The 24628-nt window shown below is 65.1% G+C and carries 28 protein-coding genes; 10 read left to right on the top strand and 18 right to left on the bottom strand.

The annotated features are described in order from the left end of the window. Positions 1 to 19 precede the first annotated feature (19 nt). The 15 genes from RCH11_RS16065 to RCH11_RS15995 form a co-directional block, all read right to left on the bottom strand. Entirely contained in the window at positions 20 to 460 is a 441-nt protein-coding gene (locus tag RCH11_RS16065; protein ID WP_327058033.1) for a flagellar hook assembly protein FlgD, read from the bottom strand. A gap of 12 nt (positions 461 to 472) precedes the next feature. Then, positions 473 to 1867, bottom strand: coding sequence for a flagellar hook-length control protein FliK (locus RCH11_RS16060; protein WP_327058032.1), 1395 nt, complete (start codon positions 1865 to 1867; stop codon positions 473 to 475). Continuing rightward, positions 1864 to 2298 (bottom strand): hypothetical protein, encoded by a 435-nt coding sequence (locus RCH11_RS16055; RefSeq protein ID WP_327058031.1) that lies wholly within the window; start codon positions 2296 to 2298, stop codon positions 1864 to 1866. Before RCH11_RS16055 ends, RCH11_RS16060 begins: the two co-directional genes overlap by 4 nt. Next, on the bottom strand, positions 2298 to 3641 hold the full coding sequence (locus tag RCH11_RS16050; RefSeq protein WP_327058030.1) for a FliI/YscN family ATPase: 1344 nt from the start codon (positions 3639 to 3641) through the stop codon (positions 2298 to 2300). Before RCH11_RS16050 ends, RCH11_RS16055 begins: the two co-directional genes overlap by 1 nt. After that, positions 3638 to 4243, bottom strand: coding sequence for a FliH/SctL family protein (locus RCH11_RS16045; protein WP_327058029.1), 606 nt, complete (start codon positions 4241 to 4243; stop codon positions 3638 to 3640). The genes RCH11_RS16050 and RCH11_RS16045 overlap by 4 nt, the downstream gene beginning before the upstream one ends. Then, positions 4233 to 5252, bottom strand: a complete 1020-nt coding sequence (gene fliG, locus RCH11_RS16040) for a flagellar motor switch protein FliG (RefSeq protein ID WP_327058028.1) — start codon at positions 5250 to 5252, stop codon at positions 4233 to 4235. The genes RCH11_RS16045 and fliG overlap by 11 nt, the downstream gene beginning before the upstream one ends. Further along, positions 5249 to 6880 (bottom strand): flagellar basal-body MS-ring/collar protein FliF, encoded by a 1632-nt coding sequence (fliF, locus tag RCH11_RS16035; RefSeq protein ID WP_327058027.1) that lies wholly within the window; start codon positions 6878 to 6880, stop codon positions 5249 to 5251. The genes fliG and fliF overlap by 4 nt, the downstream gene beginning before the upstream one ends. Further along, positions 6880 to 7194 (bottom strand): flagellar hook-basal body complex protein FliE, encoded by a 315-nt coding sequence (fliE, locus tag RCH11_RS16030; RefSeq protein ID WP_327058026.1) that lies wholly within the window; start codon positions 7192 to 7194, stop codon positions 6880 to 6882. The genes fliF and fliE overlap by 1 nt, the downstream gene beginning before the upstream one ends. Further along, a complete protein-coding gene (locus RCH11_RS16025; RefSeq protein ID WP_327058025.1) occupies positions 7194 to 7586 on the bottom strand; it encodes a flagellar basal body rod protein FlgC in 393 nt (130 codons plus the stop codon). Before RCH11_RS16025 ends, fliE begins: the two co-directional genes overlap by 1 nt. Further along, positions 7586 to 7927, bottom strand: coding sequence for a flagellar basal body rod protein FlgB (locus RCH11_RS16020; protein WP_327058024.1), 342 nt, complete (start codon positions 7925 to 7927; stop codon positions 7586 to 7588). Before RCH11_RS16020 ends, RCH11_RS16025 begins: the two co-directional genes overlap by 1 nt. Before the next feature lie 142 nt (positions 7928 to 8069). Beyond that, positions 8070 to 8384, bottom strand: a complete 315-nt coding sequence (locus tag RCH11_RS16015) for a hypothetical protein (RefSeq protein ID WP_327058023.1) — start codon at positions 8382 to 8384, stop codon at positions 8070 to 8072. A gap of 13 nt (positions 8385 to 8397) precedes the next feature. Further along, positions 8398 to 8826, bottom strand: coding sequence for a flagellar export chaperone FliS (gene fliS, locus RCH11_RS16010; protein ID WP_327058022.1), 429 nt, complete (start codon positions 8824 to 8826; stop codon positions 8398 to 8400). Between the two features lie 5 nt (positions 8827 to 8831). Continuing rightward, complete coding sequence (gene fliD, locus RCH11_RS16005) at positions 8832 to 10223, bottom strand: flagellar filament capping protein FliD (RefSeq protein ID WP_327058021.1); 1392 nt, start codon at positions 10221 to 10223, stop codon at positions 8832 to 8834. Positions 10224 to 10363: 140 nt separating this feature from the next. Next, positions 10364 to 11263, bottom strand: coding sequence for a flagellin N-terminal helical domain-containing protein (locus RCH11_RS16000; protein ID WP_327058020.1), 900 nt, complete (start codon positions 11261 to 11263; stop codon positions 10364 to 10366). A gap of 121 nt (positions 11264 to 11384) precedes the next feature. After that, on the bottom strand, positions 11385 to 12227 hold the full coding sequence (locus tag RCH11_RS15995) for a sigma-70 family RNA polymerase sigma factor (protein ID WP_327058019.1): 843 nt from the start codon (positions 12225 to 12227) through the stop codon (positions 11385 to 11387). Positions 12228 to 12710: 483 nt separating this feature from the next. Here RCH11_RS15995 and RCH11_RS15990 point away from each other — a divergent pair, with 483 nt between their 5' ends. The 5 genes from RCH11_RS15990 to RCH11_RS15970 all read left to right on the top strand — a co-directional run bounded on the left by RCH11_RS15990 (position 12711) and on the right by RCH11_RS15970 (position 16626). Next, complete coding sequence (locus RCH11_RS15990) at positions 12711 to 13196, top strand: flagellar protein FlgN (protein ID WP_327058018.1); 486 nt, start codon at positions 12711 to 12713, stop codon at positions 13194 to 13196. A gap of 4 nt (positions 13197 to 13200) precedes the next feature. Next, a complete protein-coding gene (gene flgK / locus RCH11_RS15985) occupies positions 13201 to 14628 on the top strand; it encodes a flagellar hook-associated protein FlgK (protein WP_327058017.1) in 1428 nt (475 codons plus the stop codon). Positions 14629 to 14631: 3 nt separating this feature from the next. Next, a complete protein-coding gene (flgL, locus tag RCH11_RS15980) occupies positions 14632 to 15513 on the top strand; it encodes a flagellar hook-associated protein FlgL (RefSeq protein ID WP_327058016.1) in 882 nt (293 codons plus the stop codon). Next, on the top strand, positions 15510 to 15893 hold the full coding sequence (gene fliW, locus RCH11_RS15975; RefSeq protein WP_327058015.1) for a flagellar assembly protein FliW: 384 nt from the start codon (positions 15510 to 15512) through the stop codon (positions 15891 to 15893). The genes flgL and fliW overlap by 4 nt, the downstream gene beginning before the upstream one ends. An 85-nt stretch (positions 15894 to 15978) precedes the next feature. Then, positions 15979 to 16626 (top strand): dienelactone hydrolase family protein, encoded by a 648-nt coding sequence (locus RCH11_RS15970; protein WP_327058014.1) that lies wholly within the window; start codon positions 15979 to 15981, stop codon positions 16624 to 16626. A 26-nt stretch (positions 16627 to 16652) separates the two neighbouring features. Here RCH11_RS15970 and RCH11_RS15965 read toward each other — a convergent pair whose 3' ends face one another. After that, complete coding sequence (locus tag RCH11_RS15965) at positions 16653 to 17642, bottom strand: Gfo/Idh/MocA family protein (protein ID WP_327058013.1); 990 nt, start codon at positions 17640 to 17642, stop codon at positions 16653 to 16655. Continuing rightward, positions 17639 to 18685, bottom strand: coding sequence for an N-acetylglucosamine kinase (locus RCH11_RS15960; protein ID WP_327058012.1), 1047 nt, complete (start codon positions 18683 to 18685; stop codon positions 17639 to 17641). Before RCH11_RS15960 ends, RCH11_RS15965 begins: the two co-directional genes overlap by 4 nt. A 65-nt stretch (positions 18686 to 18750) precedes the next feature. Here RCH11_RS15960 and RCH11_RS15955 point away from each other — a divergent pair, with 65 nt between their 5' ends. Genes RCH11_RS15955 through RCH11_RS15935 form a run of 5 tightly spaced genes read left to right on the top strand, consistent with a single transcriptional unit; the run spans position 18751 to position 23849 of the window. Beyond that, a complete protein-coding gene (locus RCH11_RS15955; protein WP_327058011.1) occupies positions 18751 to 19731 on the top strand; it encodes a MurR/RpiR family transcriptional regulator in 981 nt (326 codons plus the stop codon). A gap of 13 nt (positions 19732 to 19744) precedes the next feature. Continuing rightward, positions 19745 to 20512 carry an SIS domain-containing protein gene (locus RCH11_RS15950; protein WP_327058010.1) on the top strand — a complete coding sequence of 256 codons (768 nt, stop codon included), beginning with the start codon at positions 19745 to 19747 and terminating at the stop codon, positions 20510 to 20512. A gap of 51 nt (positions 20513 to 20563) precedes the next feature. Next, positions 20564 to 21970: an N-acetylglucosamine/diacetylchitobiose ABC transporter substrate-binding protein gene (gene ngcE / locus RCH11_RS15945; RefSeq protein WP_327058009.1), complete on the top strand. Its 1407-nt coding sequence runs from the start codon at positions 20564 to 20566 to the stop codon at positions 21968 to 21970. After that, positions 21967 to 22965, top strand: coding sequence for a carbohydrate ABC transporter permease (locus tag RCH11_RS15940; RefSeq protein WP_442789061.1), 999 nt, complete (start codon positions 21967 to 21969; stop codon positions 22963 to 22965). The genes ngcE and RCH11_RS15940 overlap by 4 nt, the downstream gene beginning before the upstream one ends. Continuing rightward, positions 22962 to 23849 carry a carbohydrate ABC transporter permease gene (locus RCH11_RS15935; RefSeq protein ID WP_327058007.1) on the top strand — a complete coding sequence of 296 codons (888 nt, stop codon included), beginning with the start codon at positions 22962 to 22964 and terminating at the stop codon, positions 23847 to 23849. The genes RCH11_RS15940 and RCH11_RS15935 overlap by 4 nt, the downstream gene beginning before the upstream one ends. Positions 23850 to 23924: 75 nt before the next feature. On the opposite strand, the gene RCH11_RS15930 is transcribed toward RCH11_RS15935, so the two are convergent. Continuing rightward, positions 23925 to 24449, bottom strand: coding sequence for a DinB family protein (locus RCH11_RS15930; protein WP_327058006.1), 525 nt, complete (start codon positions 24447 to 24449; stop codon positions 23925 to 23927). Between the last annotated feature and the right edge of the window lie 179 nt (positions 24450 to 24628).

Raw genomic sequence — 24628 nt, 5'->3', positions numbered from 1 at the left:
GATCAGGCGACTGCGTTGATCAAGACGTGCTGGTGATTCCGGAAATACTGTCGAGGACCACGTCGACGCCACCGACCTTGACCTGGGGAACGCTGCCGACAAAGGAGACACTGGCCGCCGTACCGGTGTGACTCACGCCCGCAGCATCCGAGTAGCTGACCTGCTTGCCGACGATCGCGGCAGCCGCGATACGCATCTGAAGCGAGAAGTCCTCCGTGCTGGTGGTGCTGAGCTCGGTCATCTTTTCCATCATCGACAGCTGGGTGGTCTGGGAGATCATCTGGTTGGTGTCCATGGGCGCGCTCGGATCCTGGGTGCGCAGCTGCGTGACGAGCAGTTTCATGAACACTTCTGAGTCCATGGTCTGCTTGGGTACGCGGGTGGTCGACCCGCTGTAGATTCCGGATGCCGGGTCGGCTGCGGCTTTCTGGACCGTTCCGGTGATTCCGTCGATTGCCATGAAGGTGCCTTTCTATGCCAGTACGTCGATGGATGAAGCGGTGAGGATACGGCTCGGCGCGGGAGTGACGTCATCGTCCGCGACGATCCCGGCAGGAACGACGTAGTCGCGCTCGGGGCGGGTTGCCGCGTCGCCGCGTCGGTCGCCAGCATCGCTCGGCTGGTTTTGGGACGACAGGTCGAGGTTGGCCCCGACTCCGGCCCCGGCAAGATCCTTACGCAGGTCGGGCAGGATGGCGCGGATCGCGTCGCGGCCCAGATCCGTCGGTGCGAAGAGCTCGACGCGGATGCCCTCCGGGCCCACATGCGCGCGCACCGTCACGGGTCCAAGGGTGTCGGGCGTCACACTGATGGTCATCGTGTGCGATCCGGGTCCGGCTGCAGCGAGAGTGAAGATCGGACGGGCGAGCTGGCCGGCGAAGGGCGTGTTCTGGTTTTGCGGCGGCGCGGAAGTGGCAATCGGTGCGGCAACCGCCTCGAGCCGGGCAGGAGGTGTAGCGATCGGTAGCGGTGCCACCGCATCCGTCGTCACCGCGATCGGCTTGGTCCGGGCGGCGGGGAGGGTGGATGCGGCGGGGAGGGTGGATGCGGCGGGGGATACGACCACGGGCGATACGGCAGTCAGGAGAGGAAACACGGTGGGAGTTGGCGTGGCCGCGAGCGGAACCACAGAGCCGGAGATCGACGCGGCGGCCGGCGCCGCCGCTGACAGGGTGTCTGTCGACACAGCCGCTGCGGGGCTGGTGGTCCGGGCGGGAAGCGCACTCGACGCAGCGGCAGCGGCTGCGCCAGACACAGCGGCTGACACAGCGGCAGCAGCAGCGCCAGACACAGCAGCAGCGCCAGACACAGCGGCAGCGGCCGCGAGGGCACCCGAGATGACAACAGTCGGGGCGGCGGTGGGTGCCGACGGCATATTGCTCGACGCATCCGTCACGGAACCCACGGTGGGTGGCGCGGCGGCGGAAAGTGCGACAGTCGACACCAGCGCCGACACCAGAGTCGGCAAGGGCAGAGGCAACGCGATCGGCAGCGCCACCCCGGGAAGGGGGACCTGCACCGGCTGTTCTGTCGCGAGGGGCGCCATCGGGTCGGTCGCCGAATCGGCGGTTTCCTGCGCGGCGCCCGTTACGGGGGACGCAGATGTACCGGCGGTGGCGACGGATGCCACGAGACCTGCGAGCACGGCGGTAGCAGTGAGCGCGCCAGGCACAACGGGAATGGCAGGCGCGGCTGTTCCGGCGGTTGCGGCAGAGGAGGCTGCGGCGACCAGTGCGGCATTCGCGTCGGTCATCACCGCACCGAAGCCGGTTGCCGCGGCCGAGCTGTTCGCCTGGCCGGCGACCGAGGCCGGGCTGTTCGCCTGGCCGGCGGGCGAGTGAGCCGGGGGGAGCGCGACGAGAGTCATCCCGCGTCCACCTCTCGCGCGCGGTGCCAGCTCGTCGACGAGATCTCGTCGAGCGTGGCCTGCTCGGCCACGAGAACGCCGTTCGCCACAGCGTCGTCGAATCGTATCTCGAGCTTTTCGAGCCCGATCGATCGGGCGCGAGCCGCCGTGAAAGCGGTGTTCGCTGCATCGAGGGAGACGCGGTGATCGCAGTCAAGCGCCTGCAGTTCGGCGAGCATGCTGCGCGTGGCGGCGCGGGATGCCGCGACCGCATAGAGCACGGACGCGCTGGTGGCTTCACTCGAGGTGGCGCCGAGGGCGGATCGGGCTCGACGCTGGCGCGCCGTGCCTTCGACGACGCGGGCGTTGGCGGCGGAGAGGTCGATCGCCGCCTGGTCCTGTTGCACCTGTCGGAGCCGCAGGAGTCCGGCGAGCGGGAATGAGCGGGCCATCAGTTGCCTTCCAGTATCCGGACGAGGGAGGTGAGCTGCGCCCACGCGTCAGCGGACGTCGACTGCTGGCTGATCCTCTGCTGCAGGAACGCGTTGATCGACGACTCGTGATCGACCGCGGCGTCGACGAGCGGGTTCGCGCCACGCTGGTACGCGCCGACATCGAGAAGATCCTGGGCTGCTCGGCGAGCGGCAAGAGTCTTGCGGAACACCTGGGCTGTGTGTACCTGCTCGGGCGAAATCACCCGGGAGGCGACGCGGGAGATCGAGCCGAGTACGTCGATGGAGGGGAAGTGCCCGGAGACCGCGAGCTTGCGATCGAGCACGACGTGTCCATCAAGAAATGAGCGTGCCGCATCAGCGATCGGCTCGTTGTGATCGTCACCATCAACGAGCACCGTGTAGATGCCGGTGACCGATCCGATTTCGCCTGTTCCGGCCCGCTCGAGCAACTGGGCGAGAAGCGAGAACGTCGACGGCGGGTAACCGCGGGTAGCCGGAGGTTCACCGACCGAGAGTCCGATCTCGCGCTGGGCCATCGCCACCCGGGTGAGGGAGTCCATCATCAGCATGACATCCGATCCCTGGTCACGGAAGGATTCGGCGATGCGGGTAGCCATGAAGGCGGCGCGAAGGCGCATCATCGCTGGCTCGTCGGAGGTCGAGACGACCACAATCGAGCGGGCGAGTCCCTCCGCGCCGAGGTCGTCTTCGAGAAACTCCCGCACTTCCCGTCCGCGCTCGCCGACCAGCGCGATCACCGAGACCTGGGCATCCGTCCCCCGCGCGATCATGGAGAGCAGCGACGACTTGCCGACCCCGGATCCGGCGAAGAGCCCAAGGCGTTGGCCCGTGCCAATGGTCGTGAGGGTGTCGAGCACGCGCACGCCGGTCTGCAGCGGCGTATCGATGCGCGCACGGTGCATCGCCGACGGGCTGTCGTTGTCGATCGAGACCAAGCGTGTGATGTCGAGCGGCCCCTTACCGTCGATCGGGCGACCGAGGCCGTCAATCACCCGGCCGAATAGGCCATCGCCGGTGGGTACCAGCACCGGAAGACCACGCGAACGTGCCGGAGCGCCGGCGTTCACCCCGGTAAGACGGCTGAGCGGCATACAGCGGATTCCCGACGGCGTAGTTGCGATCACCTCGGCATCGAGAAAACCGGTACCGCCGTCGGCGACGCTGTCACCGACGCGCACGAGGTCCCCGATGGCGCAGTCCAGTCCGCTGATCTCGAGTCCGAGACCGACGATGGAGGAGACGACACCTACCCGTTCCGGCCGGCCGGCCGCCAGGGCGGTACGGAAGCGCTCGGCATGCGGTCGCCAGGTCGTGGTCACGAGGCATCCCCCAGAATCGCCGCGCGGGCACGCGCAACGGCGGTCCCGATTCGAGCGTCGAGGTAGCCGAGCGGGAGCTCGGCGATCGCGTCGCCCCGGGCGATCGAAGCATCCGCGGTGAAAGAGACACCGGCAGCAGCGCGTATGGTCTCGTCGAGTACGCCGAGATCGAGCGGATTGAGGCGGACGGTCGTGATCGTCGCCGGGTCGACCGCGGCAAGCGCGCGGGTGAGCGCCGCCTTCGCGGACCGTTCACCGTCGGCTAGCGTCTCTCCGATAATCGCTTCCGCGAGATCGAGGGCGGATGCCGCGATCGCATCCTGCGCATCGGTCACTACCGGAAGCAGGCGACTGTCGAGCGCCGCGGCGGCCGACGTGAGCACGGCGATCGCGCGATCCGTCCGCGCAGCGTCATGCAGGAGTGCGGCGCGGTGTTCCGCGTCGAGAGCAGCTTTCTGGCCGGCGAGCTCGGCGCCCGCTGCTCGCAGGCCGCTCGCGTAGCCCGCAGCGTGTCCGACGGCGCGGTTGTCGGCGTCGGCCTGATCCTGCTTGGCACTGCTCGGAAGCGAGGGGAAGGTCAGGGGGAAGAAGTCACGCGACATATTCTTCCTCTTCTCCGCGCTGAAGGGTGATGATGCCTTCCGCCTCGAGGGTGCGGATCGCGCGCACAACCTCGGCGCGGGCTTCTTCGACCTGGGTCATCCTCACCGGGCCGAGCGAGGCGATCTCGTCTTCGAGGATCTCGCGGTTGCGTTCGGAGATGTTGGCCCTGACCACTTCGACCAGTGCCTCGTCCGAGCCTTTCATCGCCACTGCGAGAATGCTCGAGTCGATACCACGGAGCACCTGCTGCACGTCCTTGCGGTCGAACTTCACCAGGTCGGCGAAGGTGAGCATGCGCGAGCGCACCTCTTCGGCGAGAATCGGGTCGAGCCCGTCGAGTCCGTCAAGCACGGCGCGTTCGGTGGAGACATCCGCGCGGTTGATGATGTCGACGACGGCCTGCACGCCGCCGACGATCTCCACGGTGTCGCGAGCCGTGACAACACTGCTCACGCGACCCTTCAGGGTGTCGGCGACGACGCGCACTGCTTCGGGGGTTGCGGTGCCCATCGTCGCAATTGCCTTTGCCACCTCGGTACGGAGGTTTTCCTCGAGGGCGGTGAACACCGGGGAGGCGTGGTCGGGCCGGAGATGCGCGAGCACAAGGGCGATGGTCTGCGGCAGTTCGCCGTCGAGCAGGGTGAGAAGCTGGCCGGTCTCGGCGGTGTCGAGAAACTCGAAGGCCTTGCCGGCCATCGACGACGCCACCCGGCTCATCACGCCGGCGGCCCTCTCGGCCCCAAAGGAAGCCTCAAGCAGTCCGGCCGCGAACTCGCGCCCGCCGTGGGACTTACGTCCGCCCTTCGTGGCCAGCTCGTGAAATTCGAGGATGGTGCGATCGGACACGATCGTGTCGACTCGGCGCAACCGGATGATCTCGGCGGCGATCTCCTCGGCTTCGGCCTCGGTGAATTGCTTCATGACCGCGGCCGCGCGCACCTGGTCCATGCCCATGAGCACCACGGCCACTTTCTGGGTGCCCGAGAGCGTCAGGGCAACGTCGCTCATGCCGGCTGCCGATCGTCCATGAGACCGCGCAGGATCTCGGCGGTGCGCTCGGGGTCGGTGCCAGCGAGCGCGTCGATCTCCGCGCGCTTGCGATCGGTGTCGCCCGGCTCAATGAGTGGCACCTGCGTGTAGGTGAGCGCGGCCGGCGGCTCGGTGCCGGTCAGTGCGATCGGCCTGGTCTGGTCGCTCATCATGGCGCGCAACTCGGCGAGTTCGGTCATCTCCTGCAACTCGCGGTCTTCCTGGCTTCGGCTGCGGAAGCGGCGGAAGACGAGGAACATCGCGATGATGATCGGGAGGGCGACGGCGAGCGCGGTGAGGGCGGTGCGGATAAGGCCGGCCGTGCGGTCGGCGTTGGCCGCCGCTTCCGAGGCTGCTATCGCTTTCGCGGCATCCGCGGCTCCGGCCCGGTTGAAGGAGACTATCTCGATGGCCACAGAGTCACCGCGGGTCGTGTCGATACCGGCGGCCGCATTCACGAGCGAAATGAGGTTGGCCTTGTTTACCCCGGACACCGCCTTGTTTACCGCGACGGAGACGGTCTGGCGCGTGATGGAACCGGCGGGGATGGTGGTCTGCTCGGTAACCTTATTGATCGCGTTGTTCTTGGTGACTGAGGTGGCCCCGGTGGCGCCGGTGCTCGTTCCCGCGGTCGGGTTCGCGGCGGACGTGCCACTCGGCACCGCGATGTTGTCGGGCCCCAGGATGCCTGCGGAGCCGTTCGAGCCGCTGGTCCGCCCCGTACCGTCGTTCTGCGCAGACTCACTGAGAGCCGGGGAACCATCGGGAGTCGTGAAGGTCTCGGCGGTGCGCTGGCCCGAGTTCTGGCTCACGTCAGCGGCCACCACCACGGTGGCGTTGCCCGGTCCCACCACCTTGTCGAGCATGGACTGCACCGAGCTGCGTACGCGCTCCTCGTAGTCGGAAGCCCGTTTTGACCCGCTACCTGCGACGTCCACTCCCGCGGCGGAAAGCACGAGGCCCTGGGCATCGACGACCGAGACATCGCTGGTCTTCATGCCGTCAATGGACGAGGAGGTGAGATGAACGATCGCCTGCACCTGCTCGTCGTTGAGGGTCACGCCATTATTAGTCGCGATGAAGACGGAGGCCGTTGGATCGGTCTTCTCCGAGACGAACACGGTGTCCTTGGGGATGGCGAGCTGTACGGATGCCGTCTTGACGCCCTTCATCGCCTTGATCGTGTTTGCGAGCTCGCCCTCGATCGCTCGCTTGTAGGTCACATTCTGTTGGAATTCGGATGCCGTGACGCCCATCTTGTCGAGCAGGGAGTAGCCGCCCGTCGATGAGGAGGGAAGGCCGGCCGCTGCGGCCTTGAGACGTTCGGCGTAGACGCTCTCTTCCGGAACCATAATCGTGCCGCCACCGCCGGTGATCTGGTACTGCACGCCGTCGGCGCGCAGCTGCTCGACCAGGGTGTTCGCGTCGGTGCCGCTGAGGCCCGAGAAGAGCGGACTCAGCTGGGGGCGAGTGACCCAGAACGACAGCGCAGCGATGCCGAGCGCGAGCACGGCAAACCCGATGATCGCCATGGTGCGCTGTGCGATGGTGAACTCGCGGATGGTGTGGGTGAGTCGGCGGAGCACCGAACTGATCGGAGCGGGCATCAGGCTTGCATCCGCATGATCTCGTTGAACGCGTCCACGCCCTTGTTGCGTACGGCGGCCACGAGTTCGAGGGTCACCTGGGCGCGGGTCGACGCGATCGTGGCGTTGTGGATGTCGGAGAGGTTGCCCGTGACAGCCTGGATGGCGAGAGTGTGGGAGGTCGACTGCAGCTGCTGCAGGGTGTCAACGGCACCGCCGAGTTCGCTGGCGAAGCTCGTGGCACTCGCAGCGTTGGTGCCGCTCGTGGAGGAGAGGGCGCTCGTGCCGGAGACGCCGGAGACGCCGGAGACGGAACCGATCGAAGAGATATCCATCAGGCACGACCGATCTGCAGGGCGGCCTGGTAGGTCTCCTTGGCACGGTCGACGACGGCGGCATTGGCCTGGTATCCGCGCTGCGCCATGATGAGCTGGCCCATCTGTGAGGCGAGGTCGATGTCGGGGTATTTCACGTAGCCGTCCTTGTCAGCGAGAGGGTTGGCCGGTTCGTAGACGAGGCGCCCATCGGCATTGCCGTACGCGATGCCCTGCACAAAGGCGCCGGAATTGCCGGCACCCTCCTGTGCGACGACATACCTGGCTTGGAAGGCCGGTCCACTCGTCGGCCTGACGGTGTTGATGTTGGCGAGGTTGTCGGAGATGGCATCGAGCCACTTTCGGTGCAGGGTGAGGCCGGTGCCGGCGATGCCGATCGCGTCGAAGGTCATCAGTTACTCCGGAGGGCAGCGCGCATGGCCGAGAACTCATTGCCGGCGGCCTGGGTGGCGAACTGATACCGAAGCACGGTGTCGACGTTCGAGAGCGTCTCGGTGTCGAGATTGACGTTGTTACCATCGATCAGGGTGGGCTCGAGTGAGCGTTTGATCTCCGCGACTACGTGGCCGTTGCCATTCGCCACAGACCTGGCGAGTGCCGCCTCGAAGACGACGCGCTTGGCGTGGTAGCGAGGCGTGTTGACGTTTGCAATGTTGTCCGCGATAGTGCGTTGGCGCAACGCCAAGCCATCCAGCGCACTGCCGAGCGCCGCAGAGGTTACGGATTCGAGCACAGCGTTCCGTTTCGTCGTCAATGTCCTGACGGCCGATCCGTGGCCTTGTGTCGAGCAATCCATGCCCTCATCCCCAGCTATCGGACGAGGAGGTCGTTGCGTTAGGCCCTGGTCCCGAAAGGGGGGTCTCCGACCTACCCGCTCAGCCCGTGACGTCGAGATACGCGGCGGATCCCGAGGAGGCGACCCGGGCGGGGATACTGTCGAGGGCGGCGAGGTGGCGGCCGGTCAGCAGCATCCGCTGTTCGAGCGCGGTGATCGCGTGCTGTTGCGTGCCGAGCAGGCGCTCGGCACGGGAGCGGAGCTCGCCAGGCAGGTCGCCGAGGTCCCGGGGAAGGGTCCAGTCCGCATGGGCAGCGTGGGCGAGCGTGCCGCCGGATGCAGTGAGGTCGTGCTCCATCGTGGCGAGGACGTCGATCCAGCCATCGTGCCGCGCGCGATGCGCGGGATCGGTCACGCGCGAGCTGAAGTCAGGCAACGCCGAGTTCCCGGGACTCGCCGCGCGAAGGCTTCTCCGGAACAGCGAGCTGGCTCGCGGCTTCATGCCAGGCGTCACGCAGCGGGGAGAGCAGTTCGATACTTTCCCGGATCGAAGCCCCGTCCCGGCGCACATTCGCAAGCACCAGCAGGTTTCTGCAGTAGTTGTAGAGAGCGAGGAGCCCCTCGCCGCCGTCCCACAGCTCCACCTTCAACGACGAGGTGAGCTCGGCCACGATCGCCTGGGCGTGCAGCAGGTGGGAAGAAGCGAGCGCCCAGTTCTGCTCGCCATGCGCGAGTGATGCGCGGTCAAGATCGAGCAGCAGTCGGTCATAAAGCATGGTGAGCAGCCGTACCGGCGAAGCCGACAGGATCGCATCGTTCGTGTATTGCGAGCGCTGGGCGCTGAGTGTCATCGTCATGATGCCTATCTCGTCGTGGTTGAGGTCGAGAGCGAGGAGAGCTGCGAGGTGAGAGCCGCCGACTGGGCCTTCATGTTGCTGAGCAACACTTCCATCGCCGAATAGGTGCGTTGGAGTGTGCTCTTGCGGCTGGCAAGTCGCACGTCCCAGGCCGAAATCTGGTCACCGAGGTTCTTCACCTGGCTTTGGTCGCCCCGTATCTGATTTGTGAGGGCTCCGTCGTACTTGTCGGAGGCGGCAGTCGCGACCGTGGCGATCCGGGTGGCAATCGTTTGGACGGCTGCCATGACCGTGGTCGGGTCCGCGACGAGCGCTGCGGCGAACTTGTCGGGGTCGAAGGTGATCGTGCCGGTGCGGGTCAACACGATGCCGTACTCGGACGGAGAGTGGCCGTTGATCGGCGCGCTGGCGGCATCGAGCGTCTTCTGGCGGATGTCGCGGATGTTGCTGTCGCCCGCGAAGATGCCAGCCGAGGTCGTGGACTTGCCGCTGGCATCCGTGGTCGTGGAGACCGCGGTCTGAGCCGCGATGAGCACGAAGGCGCTGCTGATCGAGTCGACGAGTCCTTTTGCGACGGCGGCGATCTTGGTGTCGTCGCGGGTGACGGCTATGTTCACCGGACCGGCGACGACGGCGGAGGCCGTGATGGAGATCCCGGGCAGCAGGTCAGTGAAGGTGTTGCTCGAAGAGGTGATCACCTGCTCCGCCGAGGTGCCCTTCCACAGGGTGACACTCGCGTCCTGCGCGATTTTGATCGTTGCGCTGCCGGGGGCGGTGAGCACGTTCGTCGCCGTGCCGCCCGCGACATCCGCGGCGGAGCCCTGGTAGATGGTGAAAGAGGAGGCCGCGCCGCTGGTTTTACTGGAGAACTGCAGGCGGTAGAGCTTGGTGCCACTGCCGTCCACGCCCGAGGCCACCTTTGTGGCGGTGACGCCGGCGGTCGAGGAGTTGATGGCCGAGGCGACATCATCGAGGGAGTTCGAGGCCGGCGTGATCTCGAGCGGCGTGCCCGAGTGGCCGACGATCGTTATGGTGGAGGGTGAGGGCCACGCGGCCATGGCAGCGGAGACGCCCACCTGGGACTGGGCGAGAGCACTGACGACGACCTGGAGTTCCCCCGCGCTAGCTCCTGTCGCGACGGCGACGGTGAGGGCGGGGGACGAGCTGGTCGCGGAGTAGAGATCGAGGTTTCCCACCTTCGCGGCGGCGGTCGCGGAATCTGCGAGCGTCGCCATGCGCGTATTGAGGCCCTGAAGGGCGGAAATCATCGTGTTGCTGGTCGTGACCTGGGTCTTGAGCAGATTCTGGGGAGCGGCTTCCGCCGTCATGAGCTGGGTGATGAGGGAGGTGGTGTCGAGCCCGCTGGAGAGCCCGTCGAGGGAGATTCCCATGTCCATCCGTCCCTTCATCTGGCGTTGGTCGAAGACTGTGCAAATGGTGCGGTAAACGCCCGGCGGCTATCACGGTGAGAGGTCCAGTTCCCCTCGCGACAAGCCGCCGGGCGTTGGTTGTTACACGCCGGTCGAGCTATCCGTTTCTAGCGGAGGAGCTGAAGAACGCCCTGGTTGCCCTGGTTGGCCTGCGCGAGCATCGCGGTGCCGGCCTGGGACAGGATGTTGGAGCGCGTGTACTTGACCATCTCGGCCGCCATGTCGGTGTCGGTGATACGCGACTTCGCCGCCGTCAGGTTCTCGGTGGAGACGGCGAGGTTGCGGATGACGCTCTCGAACCGGTTCTGGCTCGCACCCAGGTCGGCGCGAGCCGTCGATACCGAGGTGATCTGCGTGTCAAGGGTCGCGATTGTTCCCGAAGCGCCTGTCACTTTCGCTGCGCTTGAGAAGCCGTCGTCTCCTTTACCCGTGGTCGCCTCGACCGTGAGTGCAGTGACCGCAGCCCCTATAGCGAGAACATTGGTTGTCGAGACATTGATCTGGTCGGAGGTGGTGCCTCCAGCGCCAATCTGAAACGTCAACGACAGTGCGGGGTCTGCCGCGGCGCCACCGGCTGTAGCTCCATTGCCCTGAAGAAGCTTGGTTCCATTGAAGTTGGCGTTCTGACCAATGCGAGTGAGTTCCGCTCCGAGCGCCTTGACCTCCGTGGAGATCGCACTGCGCGAAGCGCCGTTGTTCGAGTCGTTACCGGCCTGAACAGCGAGGTCACGAACGCGCTGCAGGATGGTCTGAACCTCGGAGAGCGAACCTTCAGCGGTCTGGATAACGCTGATGCCGTCCTGGGCGTTGCGGCTGGCGACCGTGAGGCCACCGACCTGCGACTGCAGACCCTGGGAGATTGCGAGGCCAGCTGCGTCATCCGCGGCGTGGTTGATGCGAAGACCGCTGGAGAGCTTCTCCAGCGACTTTGCGAGATCGTTCTGCGTGTTGCTGAGGTTCCGGTACGAGTTGAGTGCCGAAATGTTGGTGTTGACCTGCATACCCATGATGTATTCCTCCGTGATGTTGGGTTATTCGAATCGGCCCATCCATGGTCCGACATCTTCAGCTATCGGCCGTTCGCATAATCGCGTTAGAAGCCGGGCTGAATTCCTTTTTTTTATTTCGTTACGACGCCGCCGCGCTGGAGGCCTCTGACCGAGAGAGGTGGGAGAGTTCGGCCATCGCGTAGCTGGCGACGCGCGCAAGATAGGCGCTGCGGGCGGCGGGTGCAATGCGGGACACGGGCTGGTATCCGGTTCCGCCGCCGACGGGCGATTCGTCCGAATAGTACGCGTCAGAATAGTGCGTCTCGAGTCCGTCGCGCAGAAGGCGGATGGCCTCGGCGCGCTGCTGCGAGACGGCAGAGTGGGTGATGCCCATCTCGTCGGCGATCTCCTTGACAGAGCGATCTTCGAAGTAGACCTGGCGCACGATGATGCGCATCTTCTCGGGAAGCGCCTCGACAGCAGCAGCCAGGTAGTCGAGACGCTCTGACGAAAGAAGTGATTCCTCGGGAAGGGCGGTGTCCGCGATGAGGAACTCTACGGTGGTGTCGTCAAGCGTGGTGACGGTGCGGGCCGCGTCGGTGAGGCCGGCGGTCACCTCGCTGCGGTCGACTCCAAGCGAGGATGCGATTTCGTCGACGGAAGGGGTGCGACCAAGGGCAGCGGTGAGGGTCTCCTTTACCGCAAGAGTCTCCTTGATTCGATGACGTGCGCCGCGGCTCGCCCAGTCGCTCGAACGCATCTCGTCGGCGAAAGAGCCGACGATACGGCGACGGGCGAATGCCCCGAACGGGATGCCGAGGGTCGGGTCGAAGGCATCCGCCGAAGTGATGAGCGCCACCGCGCCGGCCGACGCCAGGTCGTCACGGGAGAGGTGGGTAGCCTTCGCCCAGACCTCGGAGACGAGGTAGCCCACCAGTGGAAGATTTTGCACAACGAGCGCGTTGCGTTCTGTCTTGTTCACGTACCTTGCCCCCGGATGCGATCCCAGTGATCGCGTTGCGGTCGACGCCTTCGTGTATCGGATGAAGAGTGCGCCTGCTAAAAAACGGACTGTTTTCGGGTAAGGGTCGTGCAGGTGGAGCGAGTACATCGGGTGGTGTTTCGGGTGGCTACTGAAGTGGGTGTGAAACGAATTCAAGGATCCGAGCACCCGTCGATCTGAGGCGACTCTATCGGCGGAAAGTACCCCGCCCTGCCCCCCGTTTTAGTGGTATTTGCTCGACTTTTGGCCCCATTATGGGGGCGAACGTACCCCGATCGGCTTCACTGGTCCCCCATGTTGAGGACACGTCGAATACCCAACTCCGCGTTTTGCCCGCGTCGCCTCTTACCTCAGGGCTAGCCTTGCCGATAGTCCATCTCGTCAAGCGAGGTGGAGAAAATGCAGTCGGTAGAACGAGCACGAGAGCCGTCCGCACTGGTGGATGACCGGATGGGGGCCCGCATGAGCGCGAACGAACTCTCCGCCTGCCTGTGGCGAGAGCGAGAGCTCCTCGACCTGCTGGCATTCAAACTCGAGGAGGAGCAGTTTCTGCTCACCACCGGTAAGTCTCGCTGGCTGCAATACGCCACTCGAGAGGTCGAACAGGTGATGGAGCGCCTGCGCGCCGCGGGACTTGCGCGATCGGTCGAAGCAGCCGTCGTCGCCGAAGAGTGGGGCGCGCCCCAGAACGCGACCCTGCGCGAACTCGTCGACACCGCGCCGGATGGCCCCTGGGCCGATATCTTCAGCGCACACCTGAATGCCCTCACCGAGTACACGGAGCAGATCCGCGACCTCCGCGACCTCAACGAGCACTACCTGCGAACGGCCCTGCGTTTCATCCAGGAGGCACAGGCCGACGGAGGCACCGAGAGCGGCACCTACGACGCTAACGGTGAATCCGGCAATGCCACTCCCTCGGCCCAGATCTTCGATCTGAAGCTGTGACCCGATGAGCACATTTAGCGGTTTGAATACGGCTCTGACCGGCCTCAACGCCGCTCGTCAAGGACTCGACGTCGTCGGGCAGAACATCGCCAATTCCGGGACAAAGGGGTATACCCGCCAGCGGGTGAGCACAGCCGCGGCTGGATCCCTCCCCCAGATCGGTCCGCTTGTACTCATCCGGGCACAGGTCGGCCAGGGGGTTACCGTCGACGGAATCGCCCGACTCGGTGACGTGATTCTCGACGGGCGCGTTCGCAGCTCGGCCGCGACATCCGGCAACCTCGCCGTGCGCTCCAATGCCCTGAACACCGTCGAGGCTTCTCTCAACGAGCCGGGCAAGAACGGCATCTCCGACCAGCTACAGAAGTTCTGGTCCGCCTGGGGTGATGTCTCGAATCGAGCAGGTGAAGAGGCTCCGGCTGGCGTGCTCCTGCAGAAGGCCAGCCAGCTCGCGGGCCAGATAGCCACCGGCTATTCGGCTGTCGACTCCGCCTGGAGCGATGTGCGCACCAAGCTCGACGGCATGGCGGCTGAGCTCAATGATGCCGGCACCCGGGTCGCTGCTCTCAACGGTCAGATCCGCGAGACCCTCGCCACGGGCGGATCCGTGAACGAGATGCTCGACCAGCGCTCGGCACTCACCTCGTCTATTGCCGCTCTCACGGGCGGCACCGTTCGCACTCTTCCCGACGGCACCGCCGAGGTGCTCGTGGGCGGAAATGCGCTGGTCTCCGGCGACGTTTTTCGCTCGGTCACCGTCACCGGCACCAACTCTCTCGCCGGGGTGAGCGGCTCGCCCGTCGCCCTGGAGTGGACCAATCGCCCCGGGCAGTCCGTCGCGGTCGAATCCGGTGAGATCGCCGGCTCGATCTCGATGCTCGCGGCGGCCAACGGTACCGGCACCGGTGGCGCGATCGCGGAGGCCGCGGCGGGCTACAACAGCTTCGCCACCTCCCTCGCCAACACGGTCAACACCGCCCACCAAGCCGGCGCAACCCCCTCCGGCACCACCGGCCTCGACTTCTTCGCGATCTCGACCAGTGGCCCAGCCGCCCTCGGCCTGTCTGTCGTGCCCACCAGCGCGTCCCAGATCGCAAGCGGTACCCCGGGCGCGGGAGGCAGAAACGGCGGCAATGCCGATGCGATCTCGGAGCTCGGCTCGGCCGCAAACTCTCCCGACTCCGTCTGGTCGGCTTTCGTCACGAAGATCGGCACGGCGTCGAAGACCGCACTACAGCAGGCCACCCTCGCCGACTCGGTGACCGCCGCCGCGACCGCTTCACAGCTCGCCAACTCCTCGGTCGACCTCGACGAGGAAAACGTCAATATGCTGACGTTCCAGAAGGCCTACCAGGGCGCCGCCCGGGTGATGACCGCGGTCGACGAGATGCTCGACACTCTCATTAATCGCACCGGAATAGTGGGGAGGTAGACCATGGTCGATCGAGTGACTAGCCAGACCAGGATGGCGAACTCGCAGTTCAACCTACAGTCCGCAGCCGCGCTGCTGGCCAAGCTGCAGGACAGCGCGACGAGCCTGAAAAGGATCACCAAGCCCTCGGACGACCCGACCGGCACCGCGGACTCGATGCGCGTCCGCGCCGCCCAGAGCCAGACCGCCCAGTTCGGGCGCAATATCGAAGATGGCATCGGGTGGCTCTCCACCGTTGACGCAACTCTCAGCGCCTCCACCGACATCATGCACCAGGTGCGCGATCTCACCGTGCAGGGTGCCAACGACGGTGCGCTCTCGCCCACCGCCAAAGAGGCGATCGCCACGGCTCTCGAAGGCTTGCGTTCCGATCTGCTCGGCACAGCGAACACCACCTACCTCGGCCGCACCGTCTTCGCCGGCAGTTCCGATGCCGGTGTCGCGTTCCGCCCAGACCTCAGCTACACCGGCACCGGGGCATCCGTCTCGCGTCGTATCGATACCAACGCCACAGTTCAGGTGGATGCCGATGGCGCAGCCGCCTACGGCACCGGGTCGAGCTCGGCGTTCGCCCTCATCGACACCATCGTCGCCGACCTGCGCTCTGGCGTGAATGTAGGCCCGAGCCTCGCCGCGATCGACAGCCGGATGACCGCGCTGCTCAACACCCAGACCGCCGCCGGCGCCCGTCAAAACCAGATCAGTGCAGCAAAGGATGCCATCGTGTCGAAGACCGGGAACCTCGAGGCCCAGCGCGCGGGAATCGAAGACATGGACGTGGGAGAGATCGTGATCAAGCTCAAGCAGCAGGAAGTCACCTACCAGGCAGCTCTCGCCGTAACCGCGCGCACGTTGCAGCCCACCCTGATGGACTTCCTCCGATGACCGCTTCCCTTGCCTTCGTGTCGCCCCCCGCCGGGCTCGCGCCGCTCACCCAATTCACCCTGAACGAGGTGTCGGGGGCCGACGGCCTGTACTCGCTCCGCGCGGTCGACAACAGCGCGATCCGGCTCTTCGTGCTCGACGCCGCAATCTATCTGCCTGACTACTCCCCCGAGATCTCCGACGACCACTGCCTGGCTATCGATCTGCACTCCGCGGAGGACGCGATGGTACTCGTGGTCGCGAACCCGGCCGAGACCGGCACGCGCCTGAACCTCCGAGCACCGATCGTGGTCAACGTTCACACCGGCGTCTGCGCCCAGGTGATACTGGACGACCAAGACTGGCCGCTGCAGGCGGAGCTGGCGGCGCGCTCGGCCTGATCCGGCCTGCGAAGCGCCTCGGGGCATCCGCCTCGGCTAGAGTGACCTGCATCGAGACCACCCGTCATTCTCTCTAAGGGCCGGTATGTCACAGCTCGTCCCCATCCCGTCGCCGGGAATCCCCCTCTCCTTCGGCGACCCGGGCGGGCCGCTCGTGATAGTGGTGCACGACTGGTACGGCCGCCTTCCCTGGCTCGCGAGTTACGGGGAGGCGCTGGCAAGCCAGGGATACCGTGTGATCGTGCCTGATTTCTACGCGGGTGTCGCAACCATCGAGATGGCCACCGCAGAAGTTCTCATGGCCCAACTTGAGGTCGCTGGAGCGCTGGCAGAACTCGACGACATCATCCGGGTCGCCCGCGCGGAAGGCTCGACACGAGTAGGAGTCGTCGGCTTCTCGCTCGGCGGCTGGCTCGCCCTTCTGCACGCGCAGAGTGGATCAGCGGATGCAGTCGTCGCCTACTACGCGACTCTCGGACCTGCCCAGCACGGCATCATCCCGGCCCCGGTGCTGCTGCACCTGGCCGAAATCGACGAGTGGGACGAGGGCGAAGATCCCGAGTCGTTCATCGACCGGCTGAAGGACCACGGCACTCCGATCACCGACTGGACCTACCTCGCCACTGTGCACTCCTTCGCCAACGCGAGCATCACTGACCGAGTGGATGTCAACGCTGCCGCCCTCGCCTTCGCCCGGACGTCATCGTTTCTCGAGGACCACCTGCTCAGCTGACCGGCTTCGACAGGCCGTACTCGGCGTCACACAGCCAGGTCGACCCGCGATCCGGTCTGCAACGATTCCCGTGCCGCGAGCGCCACCGCGAGTGCCAGCACCGCCGCGTCCACTGAGCAGAATTGTGGAACGGATGCGGCTCTCACGCACTCGAGGAAATATTCGGCCTGGTTACGGTACGGATTGTGGGCGGCGATCATCCGCGCGGTCACGCCCTTGGCGGTCTGCAGCCGCACGGTATCCGGCGCCACCGATCGCACCCCCGAGTCGAGAGCCCCCGAATAGCCATAGGTCGCAAGCCCCGCCGAGCCGACCAGGTCAAGGGTGGAGGCGAAAGTGAATCCGGGCGGCATCCCCATAAAGCCGATGACGTGTCCCACCCCGCCTCCCTCATAGTCCACGATTGCCTCGACCGGGCCATCCGACCGCGTGCGGCGCGCGGTCACCGCGAGGGGTCTGCCGAGGAAGAGGTTGAGCTGGTCGAAGTCGTGGATGCTGAAATCGACGACGATTCCGCCGGACTTTGACTCGTCATGCCACCAGGGCGACGGGCGCGGTGCCGTGCTGAACCGGCCAGCCCGGATGGAGAGCACCGCTCCGAGCATCCCGCCCTCTACCAATTCGCGGATAACGCGGTAACCGTCGAAGAACCGCACCACGTGAGCCACCATAAGCACCCCGGCACTGCGCGCCGCCTCATCGCGAAGGGCGACCGCTGCGGCAATGGTGAGGGCGATTGGCTTTTCGAGTAACACGCTCTTACCCGCCCGCAGTGCGCGGATCGCGATGTCGACATGGGTCGGCGTCGGAGTGCAGACCGAGACGATGTGCACCTGCGGGTCGGCCAGAATCACACCGAGGTCCGGCTCGAATCGCGCGCGCGGAGCGTGCGGCAGCGGTGGGCCATCCGTCAGTGCGCTGACATAACGGATGCTATCGCCGAGCCCGAGCTCGCTCCACGCCCGCGCGTGGGCGTGTGCCATCGCCCCGCGGCCGATGATCGCAATGCCGGTCATACCTGTGTCGCCGGGGTGCGCACCCGGTCAACCTCACGAACGAGCCGCCGATGGAATTCGACATCCACTTCTCGCCCCAGGTGTCGAAGAGCGAGCACGGCCGCTCCCACAACGCCGTCTTCCACCGTGACCAGCTCAAACCCGCCCGCGGCAGCCCGCAACCGGTGGGTGAAGATATCGGGGGCTCGTGCGAGGCCCGCTGCTAGCACGCTGCCTCCGAGGACGACGCAACCGTCGACTTCCGGCTTGACATCCGATTCGACAGCGGCGGCGAGCAATCGGGCGATTGCTGACGCGGCGACCTCGAGAATGTCGCGAGCCACCACATCCGGCCTCGTCTCGCTCGCGATATCTCCGTGCTCGACCGCCTCGAAGGCCAGGGGGGCGAATCGCGCAAGTTCGACCGGGCGGAGCGCGTAGAGCTCCCGCATCAGTTGCGAAAGTTCCTCCGACCGCCCTCGACTTCGGACGCCAGTGCCCTCGATGCCGGTCGCCGTGAGCAGGAGCGGAGTGAGTGCGGTCGACGGGCCGAGCCCGTCGAGTGATGCGACAACGGCGCGTGCGATCTGCTGCCCGATCCAAAATCCCGAGCCGGTGTCGCCGAGCAGCCACCCTGACCCGCCCTTCACCGTGTGGATGTGCCCGTCAACCACTCGGGCAGCGATCGCGCCCGTACCGGCAATGACTGCGTAGCCGTGGTGATCCGAGGTACCGGAGCAGAAAGTTCCGAGCAGGTCCGGTTCGATCACGCTGCGCCCGTGGAGGCCGAGATGTGCCAAGCGCGCGTCCAGCAGTGCGAGAAATGGCGCCGTCGCAGTGCCAGCCAGGGCAACGACGACGAACGAATCTGCCGCACTTCCCGAGGCTGTGCCACCCAGAGCCCGCTCGACCGCGAGCCCGAGGGCATCGACGGCGGCGGCGATTCCGACAGCCGTCGGGTTTCCTCCCCCGGCGCGCCCGAATCCCCGGCATTCTCCGTTGACGTCGAACAGCACCGCCCGTGAGGAGGTGCCGCCGGCGTCAATTGCCAAAATTCTTCGCATTGTTACTTCTTCGAAATGTTTGGGATCTGAGCACACTGTACTGTAAGAATAATTTTCGTCACAGTGTGCAAAAGGAGATTGAAATTACCATCGCTTCTCTTCCGCCCGTCGCCGTCACCGGCGAGCACGCCACTGGCGTGGCCAACCGCATCCTCTCGCGGCGGCCGGAGATGTCGGGGGCCATGGCGAAGATTGCCGACTATCTCCTCGAATATCCGCAGGCGCCGCTCAAGCTCTCCATCGGCCAGCTTGCAGCCAAAGCAGGCGCTTCCGCGGCCACTGTCACCCGCTTTTGCCGTCTGATCGGCTACCAGGGGTACGTACCGTTCCGAGTGAGCATCGCCACCGACTTCGGCCGCAGCACTGCCCGAGAATCGTGGAAGACCGATATCGGCCGCGCCTTCGGACCGCACGATCCCGCCGCCGATGTGCTCAGTACTCTCATCAACGCCCACGCGCGAACCCTGCGTGAGACCGCCGCGGCAATCGACCTCCCACTGATGCAAAAGATCGCTAAGCGCCTGGCGACGAGCAGCCACGTCGACATCTATGGCGTCGGTGGCAGCGCCTTTCTCGCCGAAGAGATGCAGGCGAGGCTCTATCGCATCGGGATCAACGCGCATGTGTGGTCAGAAGTGCATGCCGGGCTGACGAGCGCCGCCATCCAAAATGTCGAGTCGGTCGCCATCGGAATCTCGAATTCCGGACGAACCGAAGAGACCATCCAGATGCTGCGGGAGGCAGGGCGCGCGGGAGCGCTCACCGTCGCCATCAGCAATAATCCGACCTCACCACTCGCCGAGAATGCCGACCTCACGATCGTAACCTCGGTCTACGAGCAGTTCCTCCAGCCCGATGACCTCTCGGCCAAGCACGGCCAACTTCTCGTGCTCGACCTGCTCTACCTGCTCACCGCTCAGGAGAACTTCTCGCGGTCGACCAACAACCTCGCCGCCTCCGCGCTCGCCGTCGCTACGCACCGAAGACCACGGCGCACCCCGCTCTCGCCGCGCCCCGCGCGTGACACCGAGCCAACGAAGGAATGAAACAGGAGCAATCGTGTCAGACACTGTCACCCAGGCCAACCTGGACAGCCGCTTCACAAGCGAAGTCCAGTCCAGAATCGACGCGCTCGCCGCGAGCGCGGAAGCCGGAGGTTTCGACGACGCCATAGCGCTCTTCGTCTCGGCCATCGAGCGCGGAGGGGTGATCCAGGCCTTTGGTACCGGACACTCCGAGGCCTTTGCGATGGAGATCGCCGGACGCGCTGGTGGACTCATCCCCACGAAGAAAATCGCCCTTCGGGATGTGGTGCTGCGCGGCAGCCTCGACATCAGCGCCCTCGGCGGTTCGTCGCTCGAACGCAATCCCGATATCGCCGACGAGCTCTATGCAATCGCGGAGGCCGGCCCCGACGACGTTTTCGTCATCGCCTCCAACTCGGGGGTCAACGGGTCCATCGTGGGGCTGGCTCTCGTGGCAAAGCAGCACGGACACGCCGTGGTCGCGGTCACGAGCCTCGACCACACCATGCGAGTCGACCCCAAGCACTCCAGCGGCAAGCGCCTGCGCGACGTGGCGGATGTGGTGATCGACAACCTCGCGCCGTTCGGCGACGCCACGATCGAACTGCCCGGTGGAATCCCGGTCGGTGCGGTGTCATCCATCACCGCCGCGTACATCGCGCAGTTGCTGACCATCGGTACCGCCCGGCGGATCGCGGCGACGGGCGAGACGCCTCCCCTGTACATCTCTGCGAATATTCCCGGCGGCGATGAGCACAACAGGGCCCTCGAACTGCGCTACAACATCACTCGCAACGTCTGATTCCGGAGCCTCAAGAATCCCCGTCCCACGAAAAATGAAAGGCAGTACAGAATGACACTCACAGAGAAGCCCTTCCAGCGTCGCCAGTTCCTGCGCGGCGCCGTTGCCGCGGCCGTCTTCATTCCCGCCACAGGAATGCTCGCCTCCTGCGCCGCCGGAGGAGGAGGCACGACGACGCCGGGCGGCACCGTCTCGGCGAAGAACCCGTTCGGCATGGTTGACAAGTCAACGGTCGACGCGGTCATCTTCAAGGGCGGCTACGGAATCGACTACGCCGACTTCGCCGGAAAGATCGTTGAGAAGCAGCAGGCGGGATCCACCGTCAAGGTCACGGCAGCCACCAACATTGCGCAGACCCTCCAACCTCGATTCGTCGGGGGTAACCCGCCGGACGTCATCGATAACAGTGGCGCGAATCTCATCGGCATCAACACCATTCGCGCCCAGCTCGAAGATCTCACCTCGGTGATCGAGGCGAAGAACCTCGAGGGCAAGGTCATCAAGGACACGCTGTACGCCGGCGTGATCAAGCCGGGCACCTTCGACGGCAAATTCGTGCAGCTCAACTACGTGCTCACCGTCTACGCCATGTGGTATTCCGCCGCGCTGTTCGAGAGCAACAGCTGGAGTGTTCCCACCACCTACGAGGAGGCACTCGCCCTCGGCGCCAAGGCCAAGGCCAAGGGCAAGTACCTGTTCGGCTGGGGCAAGGAAGCGGCCACCTACTACCAGACGATGGCTATCGCCTCGGCGATCAAGGAGGGGGGCGACGATGTGCGCCTCGCGCTCGAGAACCTGAAGGACGGATGCTGGTCGCTGAAGCCCCTCCAGGATGTCTTCGCCGGCCTCAAGAAGATCATCGATGCCGGCTACATGCAGCCGGGTGGTGCGGGAACCCAGTTCACCGCAGCCCAGGCGCAGTGGAGCAACGAGGAGAAGTTTCTGCTGTACCCCTCCGGCGGTTGGATCGAGAACGAGATGAAGACGCAGACCAAGTCAGGATTCAAGATGACCGGTGCTCCCGAACTGACGGTGACGACGTCATCCAAGTTCCCGCAAAAATCGTTGCACTCCACCGCGGGCGAAGGCTACATCGTGCCATCCCAGGGTAAGAACGTCGCCGGTGGCAAAGAGTTCCTGCGCACGATGCTCTCCAACGACGCGGCGGTGAACTTTGCGAAGACGACGTTCTCGTCCACCATTGTGAAGGGAACCATTCCGGCGGATGGCTTCGGCTCGACGGCCCTCGTCTCGCAGGTGAAGCTTCTGGAAGGCGCAGGCAGCGACGTGTTCTCGTGGAACTTTGTGGACCTCTACGGACTCAACACCGACCAGCTTGTGGTGTGGAACACGTTCCTACAGGGCGACTCCTCGGTCGCGACACTGACCTCGAGCCTGCAGTCCATCACCGACAAGGTGCGCAACGACAGCTCGGTGAAAAAGGTCACGGTCACATGACCGCTGTCGTTCCCCCCACTCCAGCGCCGGCCGGCAGAGTCCCTGCCGGCCGGCGCTGGAGCCGGCGTGACCTGACTTTCGACAAGATCAGCTTCATGGTCGTGTTTCTGGTCGTGCCCGTACTCGGTTACGTGCTGTTCGTGGTGTGGCCGTTCATCCAGGCCTTCTACTACTCGCTCACCGACTGGTCTGGTTTCACGCCAGGAATGAACTTCATCGGCCTCGTGAACTACGCCAAGCTCTTCTCCGACGACATCTTCCTGAAGGCGATGGGTAACAGCCTCATCCTGGTGATCGTGCTTCCGATCATCACGGTGGTACTGAGCCTGATCCTCGCCTCGCTCGTGACCGTGGGTGGCCCGAGTCACGGCCCGGTTCGCGGTCTCCGCAACTCGAGCGTCTATCGGGTCGTGTCGTTCTTTCCCTATGTGATCCCCGCCATCGTGATCGGCATCATCTGGGGACGGGTCTACGACCCGAGCGCCGGCCTGCTGAACGGGATCCTGACCGGTCTCGGGTTCGACCAGTACCAGTCCTTCGCCTGGCTGGGCGAGCAGCGCACCGCCATGATTGCGACGATCTTCGTGATCGTCTGGGGGCTCGTCGGGTTTTATATGGTGCTGTTCGTCGCCGCGATCAAGGGGATCCCGGCCGAGATCTTCGAGGCGGCGCGTATCGATGGGGCTGGCCGGTTCCGCACCGCGGTGACGATCACGATCCCACTCATCCGAGACAACATCCAGACCGCCTACATCTACATGGGCATCCTCGCGCTGGACGCCTTTGTCTACATGTCGGTGCTCAACGCGGGCGGCGGGCCCAACAACTCGACCCTTGTCATGGCGCAGCAGCTCTTCACTACGGCGTTCACCAAGGGCCAGTTTGGACTCGCCTGCGCCATGGGTGTCGTGCTGGCACTCGTCACGCTGGCTTTTGCCGGTCTCGTATTTGTGGTGAACCGGCTTACCGGCGGAACGAACGAGGTGGCAGAATGACCACGATCAAGGCGGATGTCCCGGCCCGCGTCATCACTCGCAAGTCGACGCCAACGACGAGTGACCGAGTCGTCGGCGGAATCTCGCACACCATCCTCACCATCTGGTCCCTCATCGTGGTGCTTCCGCTGCTCTGGACGGTCATGTCCTCGTTCAAGACGAGCTCCGAAATCTTCTCGTCGCCTTTTTCGCTACCGTCGAAATGGAACTTCGACAACTACGTCGGCGCCTGGACCACCGCCGGCATCGGCAGCTTCCTGCTGAACTCGATCATTGTGGTGTTCGGTGCCCTGGCCGTCACGATGCTGTTCGGGGCGATGTGCGCCTATGTGCTCGCCCGGTTCCAGTTTCCAGGAAACCGAGCCATCTACTACCTGATGCTCGCCGGGCTCACCTTCCCGATCTTCCTCGCGATAGTGCCGCTGTTCTTCGTGCTGCGCAACATCGGACTGCTCAACACGCTGCCCGGCCTCATCCTTACCTATGCGGCGTTCGCGTTGCCGTTCACCGTGTTCTTTCTTTTCTCGTTCTTCAAAGCGCTTCCCCTCTCGATCGCCGAGGCGGCGGCCCTGGATGGCGCGGGCGAATGGCGTACGTTCTTTCAGGTGATGCTGCCGATGTCCCGCCCCGGGCTTGCGACCGTGGCCATCCTCAACTTTGTCGGCCTGTGGAACCAGTTCCTGCTGCCGGTGGCACTGAATACCGACCCGAAGAACTACGTGCTCACCCAGGGCATGGCGTCGTTCGCCTCCCAGGCCGGATACTCGGTCAACTTCGGGCAGCTCTTCGCCGGAGCCGTCATGACGATCGTGCCGGTGTTCATCGTCTACCTGGTCTTCCAGCGCCAACTGCAGGGTTCGGTGTCGCAGGGCACGAGCAAGTAGTCTCCTGCTGCGCCCGGCGCGCCCTCTGCGCCCGTGAGTGACACTCGTGCCCGCATATTCAGGCGCGAGTGTCGCTCAGGGGCGCGCGCGCACGTCCCAGAGGTGATGCGTGGGATCGTGCGCGAGATACACCGCGAAGCTCGCGACAGTGAATCTGGCGCCGTCGCTGCGGCGGCCGGGGCGGTGCCACGAATCTGCCGGCACTGCGTCGAAGGCATCGGCGAGCGCGGAGCCAGCCTCGACGATCTCGGTCGCAACCGTGGCGGGATCCTGTTCGTTGTAGCGCTCCACCACCGCGGTCTCGTCCTGGTCCCAGTTGGGATACATCGGGTCGTCTTTGGCGAGCATCAGGAGCAGGCGTGAGCGGTAGAGGCGGAATACATCGCGCACGTGCGCGGCGTATTCGAGCCCGGACCAAGTGCTGCCATCGGGGCGTACCGCCACATCCGCACGCTCCAGCACCGCCGGCCAGGCCGCGGCGTTCGCACGCACAATGCCAGCGACCTCGTGTTCGGTTATGGTCGCGGCGTCGAAGCCGCATTCGGCACAGGGTCGCTCCAGCACCCAGGTCCAGTTTTTGCTGTCGGGGATGATCGGCATGCTCCCATAGTGACGCACGAACGGGAGCGGCGACACATCCCATCCCTACTGAGTAGTCGGTGCACGCCTTCTGCAGGCGCGCTGAACGCACGATGAGCATCCGCTACCAAACCGTGAGGTCGATGGTGTCGAACACCTAGTCAAGCGAGACACCCGTCGCGCTGTAGAGGAGAAATATC

It is taken from the genome of Glaciihabitans sp. GrIS 2.15 (genome assembly GCF_035984695.1).
Lineage (GTDB): Bacteria > Actinomycetota > Actinomycetes > Actinomycetales > Microbacteriaceae > Lacisediminihabitans.
Note: the sequence above shows the minus strand (reverse complement) of the source record. Positions and strands in the feature narration are given on the sequence as shown.

Coding starts and splice junctions, on each gene's coding strand:
- RCH11_RS15965 (WP_327058013.1), bottom strand. CDS start 17,642: ATGACCGGCATTGCGATCATCGGCCGCGGGGCGATGGCACACGCCCAC.
- RCH11_RS15960 (WP_327058012.1), bottom strand. CDS start 18,685: ATGCGAAGAATTTTGGCAATTGACGCCGGCGGCACCTCCTCACGGGCG.
- RCH11_RS15990 (WP_327058018.1), top strand. CDS start 12,711: ATGAGCGCGAACGAACTCTCCGCCTGCCTGTGGCGAGAGCGAGAGCTC.
- RCH11_RS16000 (WP_327058020.1), bottom strand. CDS start 11,263: ATGGGTATGCAGGTCAACACCAACATTTCGGCACTCAACTCGTACCGG.
- RCH11_RS15970 (WP_327058014.1), top strand. CDS start 15,979: ATGTCACAGCTCGTCCCCATCCCGTCGCCGGGAATCCCCCTCTCCTTC.
- RCH11_RS15935 (WP_327058007.1), top strand. CDS start 22,962: ATGACCACGATCAAGGCGGATGTCCCGGCCCGCGTCATCACTCGCAAG.
- RCH11_RS15930 (WP_327058006.1), bottom strand. CDS start 24,449: ATGCCGATCATCCCCGACAGCAAAAACTGGACCTGGGTGCTGGAGCGA.
- RCH11_RS16055 (WP_327058031.1), bottom strand. CDS start 2,298: ATGGCCCGCTCATTCCCGCTCGCCGGACTCCTGCGGCTCCGACAGGTG.
- RCH11_RS15940 (WP_442789061.1), top strand. CDS start 21,967: ATGACCGCTGTCGTTCCCCCCACTCCAGCGCCGGCCGGCAGAGTCCCT.
- fliW (WP_327058015.1), top strand. CDS start 15,510: ATGACCGCTTCCCTTGCCTTCGTGTCGCCCCCCGCCGGGCTCGCGCCG.
- RCH11_RS16045 (WP_327058029.1), bottom strand. CDS start 4,243: ATGTCGCGTGACTTCTTCCCCCTGACCTTCCCCTCGCTTCCGAGCAGT.
- fliE (WP_327058026.1), bottom strand. CDS start 7,194: ATGGATATCTCTTCGATCGGTTCCGTCTCCGGCGTCTCCGGCGTCTCC.
- fliD (WP_327058021.1), bottom strand. CDS start 10,223: ATGGACATGGGAATCTCCCTCGACGGGCTCTCCAGCGGGCTCGACACC.
- RCH11_RS16065 (WP_327058033.1), bottom strand. CDS start 460: ATGGCAATCGACGGAATCACCGGAACGGTCCAGAAAGCCGCAGCCGAC.
- flgL (WP_327058016.1), top strand. CDS start 14,632: ATGGTCGATCGAGTGACTAGCCAGACCAGGATGGCGAACTCGCAGTTC.
- RCH11_RS16025 (WP_327058025.1), bottom strand. CDS start 7,586: ATGACCTTCGACGCGATCGGCATCGCCGGCACCGGCCTCACCCTGCAC.
- ngcE (WP_327058009.1), top strand. CDS start 20,564: ATGACACTCACAGAGAAGCCCTTCCAGCGTCGCCAGTTCCTGCGCGGC.
- fliF (WP_327058027.1), bottom strand. CDS start 6,880: ATGCCCGCTCCGATCAGTTCGGTGCTCCGCCGACTCACCCACACCATC.
- flgK (WP_327058017.1), top strand. CDS start 13,201: ATGAGCACATTTAGCGGTTTGAATACGGCTCTGACCGGCCTCAACGCC.
- RCH11_RS16060 (WP_327058032.1), bottom strand. CDS start 1,867: ATGACTCTCGTCGCGCTCCCCCCGGCTCACTCGCCCGCCGGCCAGGCG.
- fliS (WP_327058022.1), bottom strand. CDS start 8,826: ATGACGATGACACTCAGCGCCCAGCGCTCGCAATACACGAACGATGCG.
- fliG (WP_327058028.1), bottom strand. CDS start 5,252: ATGAGCGACGTTGCCCTGACGCTCTCGGGCACCCAGAAAGTGGCCGTG.